Annotated in this window: 17 protein-coding genes; 7 read left to right on the forward strand and 10 right to left on the reverse strand. The window is 71.4% G+C overall.

Going from position 1 to position 22178, the window contains the following annotated elements; all coding sequences use genetic code 11:
* The first annotated feature begins 9 nt into the window (after positions 1 to 9).
* Both Q4V64_RS41525 and Q4V64_RS41530 read left to right on the forward strand, forming a co-directional pair.
* Positions 10 to 1428 carry a class I SAM-dependent methyltransferase gene (locus Q4V64_RS41525; RefSeq protein WP_124438239.1) on the forward strand — a complete coding sequence of 473 codons (1419 nt, stop codon included), beginning with the start codon at positions 10 to 12 and terminating at the stop codon, positions 1426 to 1428.
* Positions 1425 to 3440: a phosphopantetheine-binding protein gene (locus Q4V64_RS41530; protein WP_124438238.1), complete on the forward strand. Its 2016-nt coding sequence runs from the start codon at positions 1425 to 1427 to the stop codon at positions 3438 to 3440. Before Q4V64_RS41525 ends, Q4V64_RS41530 begins: the two co-directional genes overlap by 4 nt.
* Positions 3441 to 3693: 253 nt before the next feature.
* On the opposite strand, the gene Q4V64_RS41535 is transcribed toward Q4V64_RS41530, so the two are convergent.
* Entirely contained in the window at positions 3694 to 4620 is a 927-nt protein-coding gene (locus Q4V64_RS41535) for an NAD(P)/FAD-dependent oxidoreductase (RefSeq protein ID WP_124438237.1), read from the reverse strand.
* A 134-nt stretch (positions 4621 to 4754) separates the two neighbouring features.
* Here Q4V64_RS41535 and Q4V64_RS41540 point away from each other — a divergent pair, with 134 nt between their 5' ends.
* Positions 4755 to 5846, forward strand: coding sequence for a saccharopine dehydrogenase NADP-binding domain-containing protein (locus Q4V64_RS41540; RefSeq protein WP_124438236.1), 1092 nt, complete (start codon positions 4755 to 4757; stop codon positions 5844 to 5846).
* Positions 5847 to 6132: 286 nt separating this feature from the next.
* Positions 6133 to 6966, forward strand: a complete 834-nt coding sequence (locus Q4V64_RS41545) for a helix-turn-helix transcriptional regulator (protein ID WP_216377563.1) — start codon at positions 6133 to 6135, stop codon at positions 6964 to 6966.
* A 45-nt stretch (positions 6967 to 7011) separates the two neighbouring features.
* Here the strand turns inward: Q4V64_RS41545 and Q4V64_RS41550 are convergent, their stop codons facing one another.
* From Q4V64_RS41550 to Q4V64_RS41575, 6 genes are all read right to left on the reverse strand, one after another.
* Positions 7012 to 7698 carry an SDR family oxidoreductase gene (locus tag Q4V64_RS41550; protein ID WP_124438235.1) on the reverse strand — a complete coding sequence of 229 codons (687 nt, stop codon included), beginning with the start codon at positions 7696 to 7698 and terminating at the stop codon, positions 7012 to 7014.
* A gap of 134 nt (positions 7699 to 7832) precedes the next feature.
* Entirely contained in the window at positions 7833 to 8054 is a 222-nt protein-coding gene (locus tag Q4V64_RS41555) for a hypothetical protein (RefSeq protein WP_253266802.1), read from the reverse strand.
* A gap of 35 nt (positions 8055 to 8089) precedes the next feature.
* Positions 8090 to 8659: a TetR/AcrR family transcriptional regulator gene (locus Q4V64_RS41560; protein ID WP_124438234.1), complete on the reverse strand. Its 570-nt coding sequence runs from the start codon at positions 8657 to 8659 to the stop codon at positions 8090 to 8092.
* Between the two features lie 106 nt (positions 8660 to 8765).
* Positions 8766 to 10067, reverse strand: a complete 1302-nt coding sequence (locus Q4V64_RS41565; protein WP_124438233.1) for an SNG1 family protein — start codon at positions 10065 to 10067, stop codon at positions 8766 to 8768.
* On the reverse strand, positions 10064 to 11188 hold the full coding sequence (locus Q4V64_RS41570; RefSeq protein ID WP_124438232.1) for a 4Fe-4S binding protein: 1125 nt from the start codon (positions 11186 to 11188) through the stop codon (positions 10064 to 10066). Before Q4V64_RS41570 ends, Q4V64_RS41565 begins: the two co-directional genes overlap by 4 nt.
* A 407-nt stretch (positions 11189 to 11595) precedes the next feature.
* Positions 11596 to 12303, reverse strand: coding sequence for a MerR family transcriptional regulator (locus Q4V64_RS41575; protein ID WP_124438231.1), 708 nt, complete (start codon positions 12301 to 12303; stop codon positions 11596 to 11598).
* 79 nt (positions 12304 to 12382) lie between these two features.
* Here Q4V64_RS41575 and Q4V64_RS41580 point away from each other — a divergent pair, with 79 nt between their 5' ends.
* Complete coding sequence (locus Q4V64_RS41580; protein ID WP_124438230.1) at positions 12383 to 13510, forward strand: winged helix DNA-binding domain-containing protein; 1128 nt, start codon at positions 12383 to 12385, stop codon at positions 13508 to 13510.
* A 124-nt stretch (positions 13511 to 13634) separates the two neighbouring features.
* On the opposite strand, the gene Q4V64_RS41585 is transcribed toward Q4V64_RS41580, so the two are convergent.
* The 3 genes from Q4V64_RS41585 to Q4V64_RS41595 form a co-directional block, all read right to left on the reverse strand.
* Positions 13635 to 14426, reverse strand: coding sequence for a serine protease (locus Q4V64_RS41585; protein ID WP_124438229.1), 792 nt, complete (start codon positions 14424 to 14426; stop codon positions 13635 to 13637).
* A 227-nt stretch (positions 14427 to 14653) separates the two neighbouring features.
* The gene (locus Q4V64_RS41590) at positions 14654 to 17512 is read right to left on the reverse strand and encodes a LuxR family transcriptional regulator (RefSeq protein ID WP_124438228.1); all 2859 of its coding nucleotides are present in this window, start codon (positions 17510 to 17512) and stop codon (positions 14654 to 14656) included.
* 142 nt (positions 17513 to 17654) lie between these two features.
* Positions 17655 to 18491 carry a helix-turn-helix transcriptional regulator gene (locus tag Q4V64_RS41595; RefSeq protein ID WP_124438227.1) on the reverse strand — a complete coding sequence of 279 codons (837 nt, stop codon included), beginning with the start codon at positions 18489 to 18491 and terminating at the stop codon, positions 17655 to 17657.
* Positions 18492 to 18604: 113 nt separating this feature from the next.
* Here Q4V64_RS41595 and Q4V64_RS41600 point away from each other — a divergent pair, with 113 nt between their 5' ends.
* The gene (locus Q4V64_RS41600; protein ID WP_124438226.1) at positions 18605 to 20275 is read left to right on the forward strand and encodes an AMP-binding protein; all 1671 of its coding nucleotides are present in this window, start codon (positions 18605 to 18607) and stop codon (positions 20273 to 20275) included.
* Positions 20272 to 21867, forward strand: a complete 1596-nt coding sequence (locus tag Q4V64_RS41605) for an AMP-binding protein (protein WP_124438225.1) — start codon at positions 20272 to 20274, stop codon at positions 21865 to 21867. Before Q4V64_RS41600 ends, Q4V64_RS41605 begins: the two co-directional genes overlap by 4 nt.
* The last annotated feature ends 311 nt before the right edge of the window (positions 21868 to 22178 follow it).

Raw genomic sequence — 22178 nt, forward strand, 5'->3', positions numbered from 1 at the left:
GTGACGGATATGGCCGACCTCCTGTCCGCACTGCCCGAGGTCGCCGCCTGGCAGCTGGTGCCGAGCGGCACGGGGGACACCCTGCTGGTCGCCGGTCCGGTGGACGACGCACGGGGAGACGACCGGGACGCGGACACCGGCTGGGCCGAGCAGGCCGTGGTCGACGCCGCCGCCTCCGGCGACGCCGCCGTGACCGGTACCGACCTCACACAACTCCCGGCCCTGATGCGCCTGCTGGACGAGACCGCGCTGCTGACCATGGCCCGCGTGCTGGACCGTACCCGTCTCTTCCGCGACGCGGCGCCGCACACGGCAGCCGAGGTCGTGGCCGCGCTGGGTACGGCGCCCCGCCACGCGTGGATCGTACGGCGCTGGCTGCGCACCCTGACCGCGGAGAACCGGCTCGGCCGTGACCCGGCGACGGGCCACTACCGGGACCTGACCGCGCCCGGCCGTACGGAGTACGCCCATGCCCGTCGCGTCCTCGACGAGGCCCGCAGCGGCATGGGCTACCCGGAGTCCATGACGCGTTTCTTCTTCGCCGCGGCCGACCGGCTCCCCCTCCTGCTCCAGGACCGTACGAGTTTGCAGGAGGTGCTCTTCCCCCAGGGCGAGACGGACACGGCCGAAGGCAACTACCGCGACAACGTGCCGAGCCGGTGGGCCAACCACGCCGCCGCCGACCTGATCGCGCGCGAGGCCCGCAGACGGGAGGGACGGGAAGACGGCGGTCGGCCACTGCGTGTTCTGGAGGCGGGAGCCGGGGTGGGCGGCACCACGGAAGCGGTGCTGAGCGCCCTCGGCTCCACTCCGGTCGAGTATCTGTTCACCGATGTGTCCCGGTTCTTCCTCCAGACCTCGCGGACCCGCTTCGGCACCCGTCCCGGCCTGCGCCAGGCGCTGTTCGACATCAACCGCGACCCGACGGCGCAGGGCCTCACCCCCGCGTCCCACGATGTGATCCTCGCGGCGAACGTCCTGCACAACGCGCGCCACGTCGGCCGTGCCCTCGCCGCCCTGCGGGAACTGCTGGTGCCGGACGGCCTGCTGGTGCTCGTCGAGTCCTGCCGGGAGCACTACCAGGCACTCACCTCGATGTACCTGCTGATGTCGCCGCAGGCGGACGAGGAGAGCTGGTTCACCGACCTGCGGGCCGGTCAGGACCGCGTCTTCCTCACCGAGGGGGAGTGGGCGCGGCAGCTGGACGCGGCCGGATTCCGGCCCCTGCCGGTCCTGCCGCCCGACGGGCACCCCCTGACCGCCCTGGGCCAGCACGTCGTCGCGGGCCGCCCCCGACCCGGCCACGGCAGGCCCGACCCCGGCCGCGTCGCACGGGCGCTCGCCCAACTGCCCGAGACGGCCCGTCCCGCACGCGTCCACGCCGTGGACAGCGTTCCGCCCACCACCACGTCTGGAGCCAGCCGTTGACTTCCGCATCCCCAGTTCCCGTACTCGATGCCCTCGACGACCTCGTACAGGCCGTACGCGATGTCTGGGCCGACGTCCTGGAGACGGACACCGCGTCCGTACCGGCCGACATCAGCTTCCTGAGCCTGGGCGGAGACTCCGTGCTCGCCGTGCGCATGGCAGCGCTGATCCGCAAGCGGCTGGGCGTGAACCTCGCCCTGTCGGACGTACGCGTCGAACACACCGCGGCACATCTGGCGGCGCTCCTCCACGAGCGCGGCATCGCGGGCGGACTGCCCCGCAGCCTGCCTCTGGACCTCGAGCGGCGAAAGGATCCGGACGCGCCCTTCCCCCTTCTGCCGCTCCAGCAGGGCTACTTCGTCGGCCAGCAGGACGCCTGGGAGCTGTCCTACCGTTCCGCCCACCACTACGTGGACATCGGCCTTGAGGACATCGACGACGAAGAGATCGCCGAGGCACTCCAGGACGCGCTGGAGCGGCTGGCGGAACACCAGTCCGTGCTGCGGGCACGCATCCTGCCCGACGGCCGGCAGCGGATCCTGCCCCTCGACGACCCCGACGCCATGCCGCGGCTGCGCGTGACCGACCTCAGCACCGCGGGGGAGGAGGAGATCGCCACTCAACTCTCGGCGATCCGGCGGGAGATGAGCACCGAGGGCCCCGACCCGGCCGTCGGCTGCGGACTCGACATGCGGCTCACCCTGCTTCCCGGACACCGCGCCCGACTGCACTCCTCCACCAGTCTGCTGATCATCGACGGCTGGTCGTCCGGCGTCTTCTACCGGGATCTGTTCGCCCTCGTCTCCGACTACAACGCCGTACTCGCCCCCCTGGAGGTCGACTTCGGGGACTATGTCACGAGCCTGCGCGACCTGCCCGACACCGAGGAGTGGCGCCAGGACCGGGACTGGTGGTGGAACCGCCTCGACGACTTCCCCCTGCCCCCGGCGCTGCCCCTGGTGGCCGATCCGGCCGAGGTGCGGCCGACGCTGATGGGCACGCGGCAGGCCGTGCTCGACGCCGAGCGGTGGGCCGCGCTGCGCGCCCACTGCGCCGAGCACGGTGTCACCCCCTCCGCCGCCATGTTCGCCGTGTTCTCCGCCGCCGTGGCCCGCGCCTGCGGACACCGGCGCTTCCTGCTCAACACCCTTCAACTGAACCGGCTGCCGCTGCACCCGGATGTGCCCCGGCTGGTGGGAGCCTTCTCGTCCACCATGCTCATGCCGGTCGAGCTGCCCGAGAACCCCGTGTTCTCCGATCTGGCGATCAGCGCCCAGCAGGCCGTCTCGGACGCGCTCGCGCACCACCTGGTCTCCGGAGTCGAGGTCTCCCGGGAACTGGGCCGCCGCCGCGGCACCCGGCGTCCGGTCGCTCCTGTGGTCTTCCAGAGCACCCTGGGGGTGGATGCGGCACTGGGCAGCGAGGTCCCCCATGAGGCCGGTCCGCTCGGCCGCATCGATCTGCTCAGCCACCACCAGCAGCTGAGGACTCCCCAGGTCGCCCTGGAACTCCGGCTGTTCGAGCTGCGTGGCGAACTCGTCGTCGTCTTCTCGCTGGTGGAGGAGCTCTTCGCCGCCGAGGACGTGGACCGCCTGTTCCAGGACGTCGTGAGCACTGTCGAATCCCTGGTGGAGAAGGAGGCATGGTCGGCCTCCGTCACCCTGCCCACCACAGGGGACGCACCACAGTCGGACACCGTCGGCACGGCGCCCGGCGGACGGTTGTCCGTCCCGCCGGCCCAGGACCTGTCCGGCGAGGAGCCAGGGCCTCCCCGCGACGATCTGGAGCGGGCCGTCGCGGCGGAGTGGGCCGAGCTGCTCGAGTGCGCGGTGACCGACAGAGCGGCGGACTTCTTCGCACTGGGCGGGGATTCGCTGCTGGCGGTACGGATGCTCGGCGTACTGGCCCGCAAGGGCGTCGGACGGGTGACGCCGCGCCGTTTCCTCGAACGACCCACGGTGGCCGGTCTCGCCGATGCGGTACGTGACGGCGGACCGGCCACCGCGGGGTGACCGTATGTGGCGTGGGCGGTCGCGGGTGGCTGTATGTGGTGTGGGTGGTGGCGGGGTGGCTGTACGTGGTGTGGGCGGTCGCGGGGTGGCCGTACGCGGCGAGGGCGGTCGCGGGGTGGCTGTATGTGGCGTGGGCGGCCGCTGGACGACCGCGCGCGGCGAGGGCGGTTGCCGGACGACCGCGCGCGGCGAGGGCAGTTACCGGACGACCGCCCGCGGCGGGAGCACCCTGGCGCTCCCGCCGCGGGGCGGGTCAGCCGGCGAGCCCCGCGTCCTCGCGGAAGAGCTCCTGGTCCAGCCAGACCGCGGCGCGCGCTCCGTCGGCGGCCCCCGTGATCACAAAGGTGAGAGCGTCCGGCAGCGCCTCCAGCCGTGCGGCGTCACCGGCCGCGTAGACGCCGGGCACGCTGGTGCGCTGAAACTCGTTCACGCGGATGCACCCGTCGGGCAGCATCTCGCAGCCGAGTTGCTCGGCGAGTGCGGAGTGCTGCCTGGTGGGGGCCCGGTGGTAGACGGCCTGGCGCTCCAGCACCCGTCCATCCTCCAGTACCAGCCGCACCTCGCCCTCCTTGCCCTCGATCCGGGAGACCGGGGTCTCGTCGACGGCGATCCCGGCGGCGGCGAGCCTGTCCGCCGCCTGTTCGGGCACCGGATGCCCGTCGGTGCACACCACCACGTCGTCGCTGAACCGGTCGGCGATGTACAGCGCCTGCATCACCTGCGGCAGCTCACGGCCCAGGACGGCGATGGTCATGCCCCGCGTCTCCCAGCCGTGGCAGAAGGGACAGTGATAGACGCCCCGGCCGAAGAGTTTGTCGACGCCCTCCACCTGGTCGAGGACATCGACCTGTCCGGTCGCGAGGACCACTTTGCGAGCCGCCGCCCTGCTGCCGTCGGCGAGCGTCAGCGTGAACCCGTTCGCCTCCTCCGCCGCTACCGTGGCCACCAGCGCCTCTCGGATCTCGACACTCGGGTAGGCCGCGAGCTGCTCACGGCCTATGCGGCGCAGCTCGGCCGGGGACGCGCCGTCCCGGCTGAGGAACATGTGCATCTCGGCGGCCGGTGCGTTGCGTGGTTCACCGCTGTCCAGGAGCAGCACCTTCCGGCGCTGACGGCCCGATACCAGCGCTGCGTTGAGACCGGCAGGGCCTCCACCGACCACGACTACGTCGTACGACATCGTTCTCCTCTGCCCAGAGTGATCACGGTCCACTGCCCACCATCTTAATGATAATAGTTTTCATTTACATGTGATGGTGCGTAACTTCCCCGCTTTCCCCGCTTTCCCCGCTTTCCTCGACGAAGGGCGAACTCATGGACTCCACCGCGGCCATCGGCATCCTCGGCGGCTACGGAGCCGTCGGAACCGCAGTAGTACGCCGGCTGTACCGCGCGGGTATCGGCCCGCTCCTGGTGGCCGGCCGGGATCCGTCCCGCGCCGAGGCCTCCGTCGCATCGCTCGGCGCGGCCGGGACGGCTGTCAGCGTCCAGGCCGTCGATCTCTGGGGCGCGTCACTGGACTCGTTCCTCGCCCGCTGCCGGCTCGTCGTCAACTGCGCGGGACCGTCCTACCGGGTGCTGGACACGGTGGCACGGGCCGCGCTGCGCCACGGCGTGGACTACGTGGACGCTGCGGGCGACGACCCCCTCCATGCCCGGCTGAGCGCACAGGACGGCGGCGCCGACGAGTGGGCGGCCGCACACCGCACCGCCGTCCTCTCCGCCGGAGCGCTGCCGGGACTGTCCGGGCTCCTTCCGCGCGTCCTGCTGGACCAGGCGGCGGCACGGCCGGTCCGGCTGGAGGGATACCTCGGCGGCGTGGCGGCGCTCACCCCCGCCGCCGCGGGAGACGTGCTGCTCGCCCGAGGTCCCGAACACGGCGTCCCCTCCGCGGCCTGGGAAGACGGACGGACCCGCGGCCGTTCCCTTGAACCACGGCGCGGCCTGCGGCTCCCCGCGTTTCCCCAGCCGGTCACCGCCTTCCCCTTCCTGTCCACCGAGGCGGTCCGACTTGCGCAGACCGCTGGGCTCCGCCAGGTGCACTGGTACACCGTCTTCGGCGGTGAGCACCTCGCCGAAGAACTGGCCATGGCCTGGGCGACGGACGACACGGAAACGGCGGGTCTGGTCCGGGCCGCGGACGCGGACGTACGTCGCCACGGCTCCTGGTACGGGCAGGAGTTCCGCCTCTGGAACGGGACGGACGACGGCCCGCCCACCCGCACCCTCACCCTCCGCGCCGAGGACTCCTACGAACTCAGCGGCTTTCTGTCCGCCGCCGCCGCACATCACGTCCTCGCCGGCCAGGTGAAACCCGGTGTCCACTTCGCAGCGGATGTGCTCGACCCGCTGTCCACTGCCCAGAGCCTGGCGGCGGACCCGGTGGCCGGGCTGGACATGCCCTGATGACTTCCCTGATGGACCGTCACCGTCGAGGCCACTGACGGGACGTTGCGCGGGTCGCGCCCCGGGCACGCTGGTGCGGAAAGTGCGGGTGCGACAATGGCAGTTGGGCGCCGATGACGCAGGTCTCCCGGTCGATGGGCACCAAGTCGGTGAGTAACGGTAGGTACCGGGGAGAGGCCGGCCCTGGCCCAGGGGGCATCATGGCACCCGTCATCGCCTCGTCACGCCGATACCGGCTCAGCCACGATCAGGCTGGTCGACGGGTACGGAAGAGGAGGGGGATCAGGTGGCCACGCAGGAACAGCGGCGCGAGCTCGCCCAGTTCATCCGCAGTCGGCGCGAGCGTCGCAAGCCCGAGGACGTGGGTCTGCCCGTCGTCGGTCACCGGCGCACACCAGGTCTGCGACGCGAGGAGGTGGCCACCCTCGCCGGCCTGAGCATCACCTGGTACACGTGGCTGGAGCAGGCCAGGGAGATCAAGGTCTCGAGACAGGTCCTCGGCAGTCTCGCGACGGCGCTCGGCCTCGACCAGGTCGAGCGCGACCACCTGTTCCGGCTCGCCGGTGAGGTCCCGCCCGGCGACGCCCTGCCGAGCGCCGCTCTCCCCCAGCAGTACGAGCTGTTGCTCACCCACCTGAACCCGAATCCCGCGTTCATCGTCAACCGGCGCTTCGACATCCTGGCCTGGAACCAGGGGTGCGAGCTGCTCTACGGCGACCTGGGCGCCCTGCCGCCCCGTCGGCGCAACGTCCTGTGGCTCACCTTCACCTCACCCGAAGTCAGGGCCATGTCCCAGGACTGGGAGGAGGAGGCCTCGTACGCCCTCGCGCTGTTCCGGACCCAGGTGGGCGAGCGCATTCTCGATCCCGACGTCGTCGTGCTCCTCCACGAGCTGGAGGAGTCCAGCCCGGACTTCTCCCGGCTCTGGCAGCTGAAGGAGGTGGCACCGTTCGTTCCCAAGCCGCGCACGGTCAATCATCCACGCCTTGGTGTGATCGAGCTGGAGTACATCAAGATGCACGTCGCGGACGACGACAAGACCCTCGTGTCCTATCTCGTGAGGCCCGGGTCCGACCTGGAGCGGCGCCTGGAGGAGCTTCTGGAGGAGCGGGAGGGCTGACCGGCCACACGATGGGTGTGCTGCGCGACTGAGGGCAGCACGCGGTCAGGCGACGGTGAACCCGCCGTCGACCGGAAGGATCGTGCCGGTCACGTAGCTCGCGCCGATCAGGTACGCGATCGCGTCCGCCAGGTCGCCGGGCGTCCCGATCCGCTTGACCGGCAGGTCCTTCACCATCTCGGCGAACTGGCCGTCGCGCGCCTCCTCGGGCACGAACGACCACCACGGCGTGTCCACCGCGCCCGGCGCCACGGCGTTGACGCGCACCGGCGACAGCTCCGCAGCAAGTGGTGAGACAACGCGTTCGAGGGCACCGTTGACCGCGGCGAAGGTCACCGTGCCAGGAGCGGCGGCGCGCGCGGTGGCGGCGGACACCACCGTGACCGAACCGGTGACCTGCGCCTTCTGGATGGCGTACAGGTAGGCGAACAGCTTGCCGTCGAAGGCGCCCTTGATGTCGGCGAGGCTCACTCCGGCCAGCGGGCCGAGGCCGAGCGCACCCGGGCTGAAGGCGAGCACCAGGTGGTCGAAGGAGCCGACGCGCTCGAAGAACCGCGCCACGGCGGTCTCGTCGGTGCCGTCCACCTGCTCGGCGCCGGCGACCCGCTCCTTCACCGCTGCGAGCTTCTCCGCGTCGCGTCCGGTGACGATCACCTCGGCCCCGGCCGCCGTCAGCTTCTCCGCCGCCGCCAGGCCGATGCCGGACGTTCCACCCATGATCACAACACGCATTTCTCTGCCTCCAGTCATTCACTGCTTGCCCCACCGATCCTGAGGTGCTCGCCGGAAGCCATCCAGATGCGCGTTGTGCTGGTGGCATCGCTACCAGGCAGTTCCGGGCACTGTGCAGTGTCGGACTGGAATACTCAGGCTGCGGGCTCCGGTGTGGCGTTCATGTTCCGCTCCGGACCGCACCGCAGCTCAGGCAGCCGAAGGCCCGGGCTGGAACGACTCGGCGCAGTGCTCGCGTGCCCGGCCATGGGGCCGGCGGTGCAGCGCAGCTTCGGTCTGGCGTCGGTCGCTGCCGCGACGATCGCCTTGGCGACGATGGCGGGGGCGTCGCCGTCCCTGATCTCCTCCGCCATCACGCGGTCGACGGTGTGCCGCTGCTTTCTCTGATGGCTCAGCGCATGCCTGCCGCGTCGAGCAGGGCGGTCACCGTGGGCTCGATGAGCCCCGTCAGTTTGTCGGCTCCGATCCCGGCGCGGGCGCTGGCGCCGTCGAAGACCAGGCTGAGCTGCCGGGCCAGCAGGTCGGGGTCGCTCGCCCCACCCTGTTCGGCCTCGGAACGGAAGAAGCCCGTCAGGTTCGCCTTGATCCGGTGGGCCACCTGGCTCGCGGGGTGGCTCTGATCCTTGAGTTCGATCTGTACAGCCAGATACCGGCACCCTCGGAACTCGGGAGCACCCGACTGCGACTTCACCTGCTCGAAGACGTGCAGGATCCGCTCGCGGGGTGAACGGCCGTCGTCCGCCGGGGGCAGGAGCCCGGCCACGAACGCGGAGGCGCGCTCCTCCAGGCTCGCCGCCAGCAGTTCGTCCTTGCTGTCGAACAGCTGGTACAGGGAGCGCTTCGACACCCCCGCCGCCTTGCACAGCGCCTCGACGCCGATACCGACACCATCTCGATAGGTGAGCGTGGCCGCAGCCTCCAGCAGCCGCTCTCTGGTGCTTGCCTTCACTTCGGTGCTCATACGGCGAGATTAACTCGATTTGAAGGAAATGAAAACCGATCGGTTTCAGGGTGGTGATGTCGGGATGGTGATGTCGGGATGGTGATGTGGAGGGGGGTGGTTACCGCTACGTCGGGACGGCGGCGGTCTTCTCAGGCTTCGTCTCGACCGGGATGCGGTGCAGCCCCTTGCGGTCGTACCACCCCAGCACGCCGAAGCCGAACAGCGCGGCCACCACGAGGCCGGCGGCCATCATCACCCAGCCCCGGGTCAGACCCGCGTCGCCCTGGGCGTCGTAGTAGAGGATCGAGCGAATGCCACCGGTGATCTGCCGCAGCGGCTCGAACTCCGCGAGGAAGCGGTAGAAACCGGGCAGCGCCTCGATGGGCGTGGTGGCACCGGCCGTCGGCACCGCCATGGCGATGTAGACCAGCGTGACCACCAGCATGCCGGGTGTGCCGAAGACGGCGAGGAGGGTGAGTGCGCCGATCCCGGCGACGGCGATGGCGCACACCGAGTACAGCCACAGCAGCGGCAGGTGGGAGGCGTCCATGCCCATGATGCCGACCGCTCCCACCATGACCAGGGTCCCCATCAGCAGGGACAGACCGGCCATCAGGGTGCTGCTGATGGCGAGGGTCTGCACCCGGGTGGCCCGGATCAGCGGGCGGTGCAGGCGCAGCGGGCCCATGTCGTTGTGGGTGTAGCCGAGGGCGTGGTCCACCTGGCCGCTGATGACATTGGCGGAGAGCATGCCGCAGACCACGAGGACGAGCGCGTAGTAGAACGCCGTCAGGCCCAGGCCGCTGTGTGAGTGGAGCGGATGGCCGTCCTCGACCGTGACGGCGGCCGGGTCGGCCAGGAGGACGCGTGCCGCGGCGGGCAGTTCCGCCTGACCGGTCCCGCTCCGGGCGGTCAGCTCCTTGCCCACCTGGAGCGAGGCGTTCTCGGCCGCCTGAGTCGTCGCCGTCCGGGCCAGGCTGGATCCCATGCTGCCGGCGGACTGGTTGGTCAGCACCGTCAGCGTCGGGCGGGCCGGGGTCCCGGTGGCCGCGGTGCCGGTCAGTGCGGTGGTGGAGGAGGTGAAGTCGGCGGGGACGACGAGCGCGCCGAACAGCTTGCCCTCGCCGAGCTCCTCCTTCACCCCCTTCTCGTCCATCACCTTCCAGTCGATCTTGCCCCCGCTCGCGGTGGACTTCTCGATCGACTCGGTGATCTGTGCCCCGAGGTTGACCTGCTTGCCGCCGACAGCTGCTCCCTCGTCGGCGTTGACCAGACCGACGGGCAGTTTCTCCATGTGATCGACCGGATCGATGTTGGCGCCGACGTAGAACACGGTGAACAGCAGCGCGAGTACGCCCGTGATGACGCTGTTGGCGATCCACAGGGGCTTGGCGCGCAGGACGCGGAAGGGGTGAATGCCACTCATGACGTACGTGTCTCTCGGTCGGTGGACGCGGAACGTTTCGCCGGGGGTTGCCGGCCGCCGGTGACTTCCTTGACGGGCTTGTGGGGGAAGCGGCGCTGGGCGTACTCCTGGGCATGTGAGCCCGGTATGACGTACAGGGTTTCCTTCTTGTCCTGGAGCGGTCGCAGGACGGTGTCCATGAAGGTCTTGCGGTCGTCCAGGTAGGGGCCCAGGACGTCCTCGCCGCCGGGGCAGACGGCAAGGCAGTAGCCGGACTTGTAGCCGGGGGGCGAGGTCAGGCTCTGCCACATGGAGGCGCTCTCGGAGTCGGTGACGCGGGAGCGGTAGTCGGCGGCGTCCTCGCTGTCGGCCACGGTCTGCGCCCAGTCGGTGAACCCGCTCATGAACTCGCGGTAGTTGTGCGTGGTGCAGGCCAGGGCGTCGAATGCCCCGTCCTTGCTGATGGCGCCGACCGGGCAGGCGGCGACGCACAGCTTGCAGTCGATGCAGGGGTTGTAGTCCAGTGCCTGCCCGTACTCGCTCACCTCGGCGTCCACCAAGACGGTGACCAGCAGGATGAAGCTGCCGAACTTCGGGTGGATGACGTTGCGGTGCAGGCCCATCACGCCGAGCCCCGCGGCCACCGCGACCGTCTTGTGGGCCACCACCCAGATCCGCTCGCTGGGAAAGCGGTCCATCTCCTGGGGGAAGCCGACCGACGGATTGAGCGCGCGGTAGCCGGCGTCCTGCAGAACCTGGGTGACGCTGCGGGCGGCGTGGTTGGCCTGCTCGTCGGTCTGATGGAACTCCTGGTTGGCCACGCTGCGGGCCGGGGAACGGCAGTTGTCGCGGTTCATCCGGACCGCCATCGCGATCAGGGTGCGGGTGCCGGGCAGTGCGGACTGCGCGTGTTCGCGCTCGCCGGCCAGGTCGGGGTGGTCCAGGCTGACCGCGGCCGCGTCGTCCGCGCCGGCCGCCAGGCACAGCTCGCGCAGCCAGGCCGCGTCGATCACCGCCGGCGGGCTCGCGACGTCACCGGCCCTGCGCCGGGCGAGCACGGCCCGCACCGACGGGTGGGCAGCCAGCTTCGCCGGAAGCCTGGGATCCGTGGGTTGCCCCTCGACGTCGCGGGCGGCAGTCATCCGATGCTCCTGGTGATTCGGGTTCGAGACTCGCCTCCACGGCAAGAAACTGATCAGTTTCACCACCGTAAACCGATCAGTTTCCACACGCAAGCCCAAGCAGCGAGCCATCCCCGACCCGCGCCCCGCCCCGCCCCGAGGTGCAGCCACCCGCACGCTCACCCAGTGATTGGCAGATCTGTTCCACCGGCACGGGCGCGTCACCTGGGGTTTTCCTTCGTGGGGGTGGAACAGATCTGCCAATTTCCCCTTGAAGCCGGGGGGCGGCGGATCGGTGGCGGCCTGAACGCCCGCCGCATCAAGGGGACCGGCATGCCGGCCGGCCGCCGCCGCCCCGCGTCGCGTCTTCGCGGCGCGAGCGGGGTTCCTGCGGTGTCCTGCCGTGTATCCGCCACCCCGCCGAGCGTTCACTCCGCCGGATGCTCACCCCGCCCGCACGCACGGCGATGATGGCGACGGTGGTTCGCGTCCTCCTGGGCCAGTCGACGAAGGAGCCTGACGACCCGCTCGAACAGCACGATGAGGACCACCGCTCGCTCGGCGAGGGCGATGCGGTCCTCGATCCCGTCGAACACCGCGAAGTCCAAGTCCGCGGTGGATGTGGCGAGCCGTGCGTAGGGGATGAGGTCGTCGGCCGTGTAGTCGGTGCCGAGGCGGCTCAGCGCCGCGAGACTTTCGGCGAGTGCCGGGCGGTGAGGTGACGCGTCCGAGATCTGCCGGCCCATGTTCTCGATGAGAGCCTCGACCCTCGCGGCGGCTCCGCCCGGCACCGCCTCGTCGGCGGCGCCCTCCGGTCCGTCGTCGTCCTCGCCGTCCTTCGCGTTCGTATCCGCCGTGTTCGCGGAGGGAACGGGCAGTGCGTGGTGGACGACGCCCAGGGTCTCGAACGCGTCCAGCGGGCGGTCGACGGCTTCGAGCACCTCACGGGTGCGGGCGACGGAGAGCCCGCCGAGCTGGATGAGGGAACGGATCAGGCGGAGCCGCTGGAGGTGCTCCTCGTCGTATTCGACCGTGGTCGGGTTCAGTGCGCGGCCTTCGGGGAGCTCAGCCTGAACGACGTCGACATCGACCAGGCCGGACAGACGGGTGGAAAGCTCGTCATCCCGGGGATCCACGGGTACGGAACGCCACGGTGAAGGATCCGGTGAGCGTCGCGGACAGAAGGTGTCCGCAAGTGGCCTTAGCGTGCGAGGCATGAAGAAGACGACGCGGAGTGCGACGACCGGGACGACAGCCACCGCCCCCGTGCTCGGTACTCGCGCCCTCAACCGCGCCACCCTCGAGCGGCAACTGCTCCTGCGCCGCTCGCCGTTGTCCGCCAAGGCGGCCGTCGAGCACCTGCTCGGTCTCCAGGCGCAGAACGTGAAGCCCCCGTACTACGCTCTCGCCGCCCGCCTCGACGGCTTCGCCCCGGCGGACCTGTCGGGGCTGATGGCCGACCGCGAGGTCGTCCGCATCGTCACCATGCGTTCGACCATCCACACCCACACCGCCGACGACTGCCTCACCCTGCGGCCGCTGGTGCAGGCCGCCCGGGACCGCGAACTGACCCAGTTCCGCAAGGGACTCGTCGGCGTCGACCTCGACCGGCTCGCCCACCTCGCCCGCGAACTCGTCGAGGCCGAGCCGCGCACCATGAAGCAGCTGCGCGAAGCGCTCCTCGCCGAGTGGCCGGAGGCCGACCCGCAGGCCCTCGCGATCGCCGCCCGCTGCAAGCTGCCGCTCGTCCAGGTCACACCGCGCGGACTGTGGGGCAGGAGCGGCCAGGTCGCCCTCACCACCGCCGAGCACTGGCTGGGCCGCCCCGCCGAAGAGGCCCCGGCGCCGGACGCCGTCGTCCTGCGCTATCTCGCCGCCTTCGGACCCGCCTCCGTCAAGGACATGCAGACCTGGGCCGGCCTGACCCGGCTGCGTGACGCCTTCGAACGCCTCCGCGCCCGGCTGGTCACCTTCCGGGACGCGAACGGCGTCGAACTCTTCGACCTCCCGGACGCGCCCCGCCCCGACCCGGACACCCCGGCCCCGCCCCGCTTCCTGCCCGAGTTCGACAATCTTCTCCTCTCCCACGCCGACCGCACCCGCGTGGTCCCGCCCGAGTACCGGGGCCACGCCTGGCAGGGCAACCAGTCCCACCGCACGCTCCTCGTCGACGGCTTCCTGGCGGGCGTGTGGAAGCTGGAGGGCGACGCGCTCGTCATCGAGCCCTTCGGTCGGCTCACCAGGGCCCAGCGGGACGAGGTCGGCGCGGAGGGGGAGCGGATGCTGGCGCTGATGCACCCGGAGTCGTCGTACGACATCCGCTTCGGCGCCGTACGGCCATGAGGGCTCGGCCGGCCTGAGGGCATCCCATGGAGAGGGGGCGTTGCGGGCCGCTCGTGGAGGCCCGCAACGCCCCCTGGTTTTTCACCTGAGGGGTGCTCAGGAGATCTTCTGGGCTTCGAATGGGCTACGAATCGACCTGCGCGGTCACCAGGCTGGAGAACGTGGTCAGCCGGGTGTAGATGCCGGGGTAGTCGGCATCGGCGCAGCCCTCGCCCCAGGAAGTGATCCCTGCCAGGACGCCTCCGATGAGGAAGGGGCCGCCGCTGTCGCCCTGGCAGGTGTCGGTGCCGCCGGAGGTGTATCCGGCGCAGACCATGTCGCTCGCTATGAAACGGGAGCCGTACGCGCCGCCGCAGCTGGAGTCGGACACGGTCGGGACGGTCGCCGTCCGCAGCTGGTTGGAGGAGCTGCCGCCCGAAGAGGTGGTGCCCCAGCCGACGATGCGGGCGGTGGTGCCGGCCGCGTACACGGAGGTGTCCGTGGCGGAGACGTACTTGGCCGTGGTGTACGGCATCGACGTCGACAGGGTCAGTACGGCCACGTCGTCGCCCCTGGAGACGTCCGTGTAGTCGGGGTGGATCCAGATCTTGCTGACTCTGGCGACCGTGCCGTTCGTGCCGTTGAGATAGGTGCGGCCGCCGACCACGCGGACGCTGCTGGTGGTCTCGTCGACCATGCAGTGCGCGGCCGTGACCACCTTGGTGGGCGAGACGAGGGTGCCGCCGCAGAACTGGTTCTGCGAGGCGTCCGTGATCTGCATCATGAACGGGTACGCGGTCGTGGTGGTCGTCGTACCGCCGACGATGGGCTGGGGGGTGGCGACGGCGGACGGGGCGCCGAGCAGCGAGGTCGCGGCGGCGGCAGCGGCAGCGGCGAGGACGGCCGCGGTCTTCCTGGCAGGGGTGAGCCCGAACATGAGTCTCCTCATCGGTATGCCGGTGGGGGGTCGCGCGGGTGTGGGGGGTGCACGGGGGTCGCGGGACCGGCCCCCGTATGCCCGGGCGAGCGGCACGCCTCAACGCTAGAACCCGGAACCTGGCCTTCCCAATGAGGGAAGCCCCTAAGGGAGTTGGGCAGGGAAAACCCTCGGTCGGCCCTCAGTCAGCCAGCGGCGGCCGCCACTTTCGCAACGGGCCCCAGGCCTCACGTCGTCCGGCGGCCCGCCGCCAGTCTGACGATGTCGACCCGCGAGCGGATCCCCAGCTTGCGGTACACCCGGGTCAGGGTCGCCTCGACCGTCTTGACGCTGATGAACAGGCGGGCCGCTATCTCCCGGTTGGTGGCGCCCTCCATGACGAGCGCGGCGACCTGACGTTCCATCGAGGCGAGCCCGTCCAGACTGGCCGGTCCCTGGTGCGGAAGGGCGGGGGCGACGGCCGGCTCTGCCGGGGGTGTCACCGCGGCCGCCTCCACCTGGCGCAGCCAGGGCAGCGCCCGGCAGCGCCGGAACAGCCGTGCCGCCTCGTCGTACGACGTCGGCCCCGGCCTGGAGGTCCCCCCTGCTCGAACGGAGCCGGGAGCTTGGGGGAGGGTGCGCAGCGCGGCGAGCGCGAACGCGGCCCGCGCCTCCTCCAGGCCGTGGCCCAGCTTGGCGAGCCGGTCCTGAGCGGACGTCAACTGGCCCACGGCGGCCTCGTGATCGCCGCGCGCCGCCCGCACCAGCGCCTCGGCCCGGTCGAGTACGGCCAGCACGCTCTCGCGGCCCAGGCGCAGCCCGTGCTCGCGCGTCAGGTCGATGACGTCCTGCGCCTCGGCCGGTTCACCGATCCGCACGAGCGCCTCGGCGAGGTCGCCGTGCCAGCGGCCGCGCGCCGGGTCGGTGATGCCGAGCCCGTGCTCCAGCTCCCGCACCCGGCGCAGGGAGCGAACCGTTCCTTCGACGTCCCCGGCCACCAACTGGGCGTGCCCGAGGGCGGCCAGGGCGCGGGAGAGGTACATCTGGTCGCCGTCCTCCTCGGCGTGCCGCACCGCTTCCCGGGCCAGCGCCAGCGCCCGGTCCACGTCCCCGCCCGCGGCCTCCGCGAGCGAGGCGAGGTTGGCCGAGGCCACCTCGCCGATCCCGGCGTCCCGGGCCAGCCTGAGGCTCTCCCGGGCCAGGTCGAGCGCCCGGCCGCAGTGTCCGGAGCGCAGTTCGGTCTCGGCGAGCAGGCGCACGAAGTGCACCTCGCTCTCGACCATGCCGCGCCGCCGGGCCTCGCGCAGCAGCGTGGTGACGGTGCTGCGGGCCTCGCGCAGCTGGTCGCTCATGATCAGCCAGCGGAAGCGGGCCGTGCCCGCGCCGTTGTGATGGCAGGCCACCTCCGGGTCCTGGGGTTCCTTCAGCGCCCGCTTGATGGTCGCGGGCGCGTCCGAGTGGCCCATCAGGGTCTCCGTCTGGGCCTGCAAGGACAGCGCCAGCAGCTCGGTGCGCCGGTCGCCGCCCCGGGCGGCCAGCTCCGCCGCGTGCGCGGCCTCCTCCCGCCCCTCCGCGAAGTCCCCCTCCACGACGAGTCCGCGCCAGGCCAGCTGGTAGTGGACCAGCGCGAGCAGCCCCGGGTCGTCGCCCGCGTCGGCCAGCACCTGCGGGAAGACGGCGTCGACCTCACCGAGGGCGTGCCCGGCCGACTCGATCACCACCATCCACGCGCGCACCCGGTCCGCGGGCACGGTGGCCCGGGTCAGCACGTCGCGGGCGATGTCCCGGGCCAGATCCACCTCGCCGGCGGTGATGGCGTCCTCGGCGGCCTGCAACCGCCGCTCGTCCGCGCCCGGCACGCCGTCGGCCGGGGTGTGCCGGGCCGCGAGCAGCCCGAGCGAGGTGGCCACCGACGGCGCGCCCCGGTCCCGGGCCAGGGCGGCGGCCTCGGCGAGCCGGGCCGCCACCTCCGGGTCGGTACCGGTGGTCGCCAGGGCGAGGTGCCGGGCCCGCTCGATGGGGTCGGAGGCCGCCGTGGACAGCGCCGCGTGCGTGGCTCGCCGCTCCTGGGCGGGGGCCTCCGCGTACAGCGCGGCCGAGATCAGCGGATGCGCGAACCGTACGGCGGGACCCTCCGGCTCGGTGGCCAGCAGCCCCAGCTCGGCCGCCTGGGCCGTCTCGGCCTCGGCGTTCTCCCGGCCTGCCGCGTGCAGCAGGGCCAGCGTGGGGCGCGCGCCGGCGCTGGCCACGAGGAGGGTGCGGCGGGCCTCGGCCGACAGCATCTCCAGGCGGCTGAGCACCAGGGCCCGTAGCGAGGTGGGCACGTGCAGCGGCTCGCCCGGCCGGGGCGGGGTGGGGTTCTCGGCGAGCGCGCGGCCCAGTTCGAGCGCGAAGAGCGGGTTGCCGCCGCTGGTGCGGTGGATGTCCCGGACGGTGGAGCGCGGCAGGCCGGTGTAGCCGCGGTGGTCGAGGAGCGCGGACACCTGGGCGCGGGAGAGGGGGTTCAGGCGGACGGCCTGGCTGTCCGGGGGCAACGCGCGTAGATGACGGTCGTACTCCTGCCCCTCGATCCGTACCGCGCACAACAGCTGGACCGGGGTGTCACCGAGGCGGCGGGCGGCGAAGCCGAGGAGCTCCGCGCTCGCCGGGTCCAGCCACTGCAGATCGTCCGCGACGACCAGGACGGGACCTTCGGCGGCGAGCGCGCGGAACACGGACAGCACGGCCAGACGCAGCGCCAGCCCGTCGCTCTGCAGGGTGGACTCGCCGCGGCCGGTGAGCGCCGACTCCAGGGCGGTGCGCTGGGCGGCGGGCAGCCGGTCGGACACCTCGTGCGCGACCAGGCCGAGGAGGTCGGCCAGCGCCAGGAACGGGAGATGGGATTCGGACTCCGTCGCCGAGCAGCGCAACACGGTCCGGGCGGTGCCCCCGTATTCCGCGGCCAATGCCCGCAGCACGGTCGACTTTCCTATTCCGGCGGGGCCGTGCAGCAGCACGCTGCCACCGCCGACGAGCTGCTCACGGGCCGCCGTGAACAGCTCCTCCCTTCCGATCACCAGGTCGGGGCGGCATCTGGCAGGCTCCTTGAAGTCCCGTCGCACGGTCACCGCTCCCCTCCCTGTGTCGTGTCCTGGCCAATATTAGGCAACAGCGATTGAAATTCGGACGGATATCGTCGTGAGGGAAATAACAGCCGGGGAGCATAGCGAAATTCAAAGCGCCGGCGCGTGAATGAAGTGCCGACGGAACTCAGGGCAGCTGCCCCGCCCGACGTGCGGCGACCACCGCCTCCCCGCGTGTCCGAGCCCCCAGCTTCCGCATCGCCGAGCGGAGATACCCCTTGACCGTCTCGGGGGTCACACCCAACCGTTCGGCGGCCACCACGTTCGTGGCTCCGGCCGCCACACACGCCAGCACATCCACCTCACGGGGCGCCAGACGCACTCCCTCCGACGGCGAGGTCCCCGCGGTCAGGAGCCCACAGGCGTCCAGCAGCTCGGCCCGCAACGCCGGGTCGATGATCCGCGGGGCCAGCGCCCGCAGCGCCGCGTGCGCCTCCCGGACCTGCTCCCACGCGGCCCCGTCCCCGGGGACCCGGGCCGGCTCCACCCGCGCCGCCGCCATCAGCCCCCGCGCCTCGTCCGCGAGGACCAGCGCCTGCTCCACGTCCCGCGCGGCATCCACCGCCGCCGTCAGCGTGCGGTCGCCCAGCGGCTGGGCATCCCGCAGGGCGCCGTACAGCACACCGCGCACCCGGCGCCGTACGACGACGGGCACCGCCAGCACCGAGCGCAGCCCCTCGGCGGCCACGGCGGCGTCGTACTCGTGGCTGATCTGCCGCGAGAAGGAGTAGTCCGCCACGGCGCACGGGCGGACGAGAGCGACCGCCTTGCCTCCGAGGCCGTGGCCGGAGGTCACCGCGAGGGCGCTGAGAGCGGGCGTGGCCGTGCCGTTCAGTTCGCTGATACGCATCCGCTGCCGCCCGGACTCCACCAGGCCGCCGAAGGCGACCGGCAGCCCGGTGGTGCGCCGCAGCCGGACCAGCGCACCGCGTATCTCCGCCGTCCCGGCACCGTTTCCCGTCACCCACTCGTCCCTTCGCCGCGGCGCACACCCCCGTTCGGGGGTAGTGAGACCTGAGTCACGGATTACACGATGACACAGAGCCGCCCGGCAAGGTCCGGCACCGAGGAGGACATATGACGACGGCGACGGAACTCTTCCGCAGCGCGCGGGACTTTCTGCTGGAACACCGCGAGGACTACGCCACGGCCTACGAGCGTTTCGCCTGGCCCCGGCCGCAGCACTTCAACTGGGCGCTCGACTGGTTCGACGTGGTAGCGGAAGGCAACGCCCGGACCGCGCTGCACCTCGTCGAGGAGGACGGAGCCGAGACCCGTATCTCCTTCGAGGAGATGTCCACCCGCTCCGACCGGGTGGCGAACCGGCTGCGCTCGCGAGGTGTCCGCGCCGAGGACCGCATCCTCGTCATGCTCGGCAACCAGACCGAGCTGTGGGAGACGGCGCTGGCCGCGATGAAGCTGCGCGCCGTCGTCATCCCGGCCACCCCGCTGCTCGGCCCCGCCGACCTGCGCGACCGGGTCGAACGCGGCCACGTGAGGCACGTGATCGTGCGCGCGGAGGACACCGCCAAGTTCGACGACGTGCCCGGCGGCTACACGCGTATCGCCGTCGGCGGCGCGCCCGCCGGCTGGCTGCCGTACGAGGACGCGTACGCCGCCCCCGCCGGCTTCACCCCCGACGGGCCGACCCTCGCGGACGACCCGCTGATGCTGTACTTCACCTCCGGTACGACGGCCCGGCCCAAGCTGGTCGAGCACACCCACGCCTCCTACCCGATCGGGCACCTGGCGACCATGTACTGGATCGGCCTCAAGCCCGGTGACGTGCACCTGAACATCTCCTCGCCGGGCTGGGCCAAGCACGCCTGGTCCAACCTGTTCGCGCCGTGGAACGCCGAGGCCACCGTCTTCCTCCACAACTACACGCGCTTCGACGCGGCCCGCCTGATGGCCGAGATGGACCGCGCGGGGGTGACGACCTTCTGCGCCCCGCCGACCGTGTGGCGCATGCTCATCCAGGCCGACCTGAGCGGCCTGCGCACCCCGCCGCGCGAGGCCGTGGCCGCCGGCGAGCCCCTCAACCCCGAGGTCATCGAACAGGTCCGCCGCGCCTGGGGCGTGACCATCCGGGACGGCTTCGGCCAGACCGAGACCGCCGTCCAGGTCTCCAACAGCCCCGGCCAGCCGCTGAAGACCGGCTCCATGGGCCGTCCCAGCCCCGGTTACCGGGTGGAGCTCCTCGACCCGGTGTCGGGTGCGCCGGGCGCGGCCGAGGGCGAGATCGCGCTGGACCTGTCCGCGCGGCCCGTCGGCCTGATGACCGGCTACCACGGCGACCCCGACCGTACGGCGGAGGCGATGGCGGGCGGCTACTACCGGACGGGAGACGTCGCATCGCGGGACGAAGGCGGATATCTGACGTACATCGGGCGAAGCGACGACGTCTTCAAGGCCTCCGACTACAAGATCAGTCCCTTCGAGCTGGAGAGCGCGCTGCTGGAGCACGAGGCGGTGGCCGAGGCGGCCGTCGTGCCCGCGCCGGACGAGCTGCGGCTCGCCGTGCCGAAGGCGTACGTCGTCCTCGCGGACGGCTGGGAACCGGGACCGGACACGGCCAAGGTGCTCTTCGAGCACTCGCGGGAGGTGCTCGCCGCGTACAAGCGCGTCCGCCGCCTGGAGTTCGCCCCGCTGCCCAAGACCGTCTCCGGCAAGATCCGCCGTATCGAGCTGCGCGAGGCCACGGCGGCCGGTTCGGACGCCGAGTACCGCGAGGAGGACTTCCGGTGAGCGGACTGTCGTACACGCACGGGACGAGCGGGACGGCCCTGCTCGGCAACACGATCGGGGCCGACCTGGACCGGGCGGTGGCGGCCTGGCCGGAGCGCGAGGCGCTCGTCGACATGCCGTCCGGGCGGCGCTGGACGTACACCCGATTCGGCGCGGACGTGGAGGAGCTGGCGAACGCGCTGCTCGCCGCCGGGGTCGCCAAGGGCGACCGGGTGGGCATCTGGGCGGTCAACTGCCCCGAGTGGGTGCTGGTCCAGTACGCCACCGCCCGCATCGGCGCGATCATGGTGAACATCAACCCGGCCTACCGAACCCACGAGGTCGAGTACGTCCTCAAGCAGGCCGGGATCTCCCTGCTCTTCGCCTCCCTCAGCCACAAGAGCAGCGACTACCGGGCGATGGTCGACCAAGTGTGGGGCAGATGCCCTCAGTTGCGCGAGGTCGTGTACTTCGGCGACCCGAGCTGGGAGGCGCTGATCGGGCGTGGCACCCCTGACTCGTTCTCGTACGCGGACCTGTCCTGCGACGACCCGATCAACATCCAGTACACCTCGGGCACGACGGGCTTCCCCAAGGGCGCCACCCTGTCCCACCACAACATCCTCAACAACGGTTACTTCGTGGGGGAGTTGCTCGCGTACACGGAACAGGACCGCATCTGCGTCCCCGTGCCCTTCTACCACTGCTTCGGCATGGTGATGGGCAACCTCGCCGCGACCTCGCACGGCGCCTGCATCGTCATCCCGGCCCCCTCCTTCGACCCGAAGGCCACGCTGGAGGCCGTCCAGCAGGAGCGGTGCACGTCCCTGTACGGCGTCCCGACCATGTTCATCGCGGAGTTGAACCTCCCCGACTTCGCCGCGTACGACCTGTCCTCCCTGCGCACCGGCATCATGGCGGGCTCGCCCTGCCCGGTGGAGGTGATGAAGCGGGTGGTCGCCGAGATGCACATGGCGGAGGTCTCCATCTGCTACGGCATGACCGAGACGTCCCCCGTCTCGCTCCAGACGCGGATGGACGACGACCTGGAACACCGCACGGCCACGGTCGGCCGCGTCCTGCCGCACATCGAGGTCAAGGTCGTCGACCCCGCGACGGGAGTGACCCAACCCCGGGGCGCGGCAGGCGAGTTGTGCACCCGTGGCTACAGCGTGATGCTCGGCTACTGGAACGAGCCGGAGAAGACCGCCGAGGCCGTCGACGCGGGGCGGTGGATGCACACCGGGGACCTGGCGGTGATGCGCGAGGACGGCTATGTCGAGGTCGTCGGCCGCATCAAGGACATGATCATCCGGGGCGGCGAGAACATCTACCCGCGCGAGATCGAGGAGTTCCTGTACGGCCACCCGAAGATCGCCGACGTCCAGGTCGTCGGGGTCCCGCACGAGCGCTACGGCGAGGAGGTCCTGGCCTGCGTCATCCCGCGCGACCCGGCCGACCCGCCGACGCTGGAGGAGCTGCGGGCGTTCTGCGACGGGCAGTTGGCACATTACAAGGTGCCGAACCGGCTACGGACCCTCGACTCCTTCCCGATGACTGTGTCGGGGAAGGTGCGCAAGGTCGAGCTGCGGGAGAAGTACGCGGCGGACTGAGTCGCGGCAGGCGTGTTCGGCCTCCGGCGGCCTCTTCACTCGGCGGGCGGGCCGGGATGACCGGCATCCGAAGGTGCCCGGCGTCCCGTCCCGGGCCCAACTCCTCAAGGACAAAGGCACCTCGGCCGGTGCGTCGCGGCAGTACACCGGCACAAGCCCGGCCGCGGTGGTTCCCGAACCGGCGCGTTCTTCTCTCCCTCTGACCGCACAGCGCGGGCAGCGATGTCGCGCGCCGGTGCCGTAGGCGGCATTCGCGCCGCTCACGGCTTGCGCGCTCCGCCATTCGGGGGATTCGGGCGTCATGGTTCTGG

It is taken from the genome of Streptomyces sp. NL15-2K (assembly GCF_030551255.1).
GTDB lineage: Bacteria > Actinomycetota > Actinomycetes > Streptomycetales > Streptomycetaceae > Streptomyces.

Bases quoted from the DNA above. Each gene is read 5' to 3' on its own strand.
- Q4V64_RS41525 (WP_124438239.1), top strand. From the start codon at position 10: ATGGCCGACCTCCTGTCCGCACTGCCCGAGGTCGCCGCCTGGCAGCTG.
- Q4V64_RS41535 (WP_124438237.1), bottom strand. From the start codon at position 4,620: ATGTCGTACGACGTAGTCGTGGTCGGTGGAGGCCCTGCCGGTCTCAAC.
- Q4V64_RS41540 (WP_124438236.1), top strand. From the start codon at position 4,755: ATGGACTCCACCGCGGCCATCGGCATCCTCGGCGGCTACGGAGCCGTC.
- Q4V64_RS41550 (WP_124438235.1), bottom strand. From the start codon at position 7,698: ATGCGTGTTGTGATCATGGGTGGAACGTCCGGCATCGGCCTGGCGGCG.
- Q4V64_RS41560 (WP_124438234.1), bottom strand. From the start codon at position 8,659: ATGAGCACCGAAGTGAAGGCAAGCACCAGAGAGCGGCTGCTGGAGGCT.
- Q4V64_RS41565 (WP_124438233.1), bottom strand. From the start codon at position 10,067: ATGAGTGGCATTCACCCCTTCCGCGTCCTGCGCGCCAAGCCCCTGTGG.
- Q4V64_RS41570 (WP_124438232.1), bottom strand. From the start codon at position 11,188: ATGACTGCCGCCCGCGACGTCGAGGGGCAACCCACGGATCCCAGGCTT.
- Q4V64_RS41580 (WP_124438230.1), top strand. From the start codon at position 12,383: ATGAAGAAGACGACGCGGAGTGCGACGACCGGGACGACAGCCACCGCC.
- Q4V64_RS41585 (WP_124438229.1), bottom strand. From the start codon at position 14,426: ATGTTCGGGCTCACCCCTGCCAGGAAGACCGCGGCCGTCCTCGCCGCT.
- Q4V64_RS41600 (WP_124438226.1), top strand. From the start codon at position 18,605: ATGACGACGGCGACGGAACTCTTCCGCAGCGCGCGGGACTTTCTGCTG.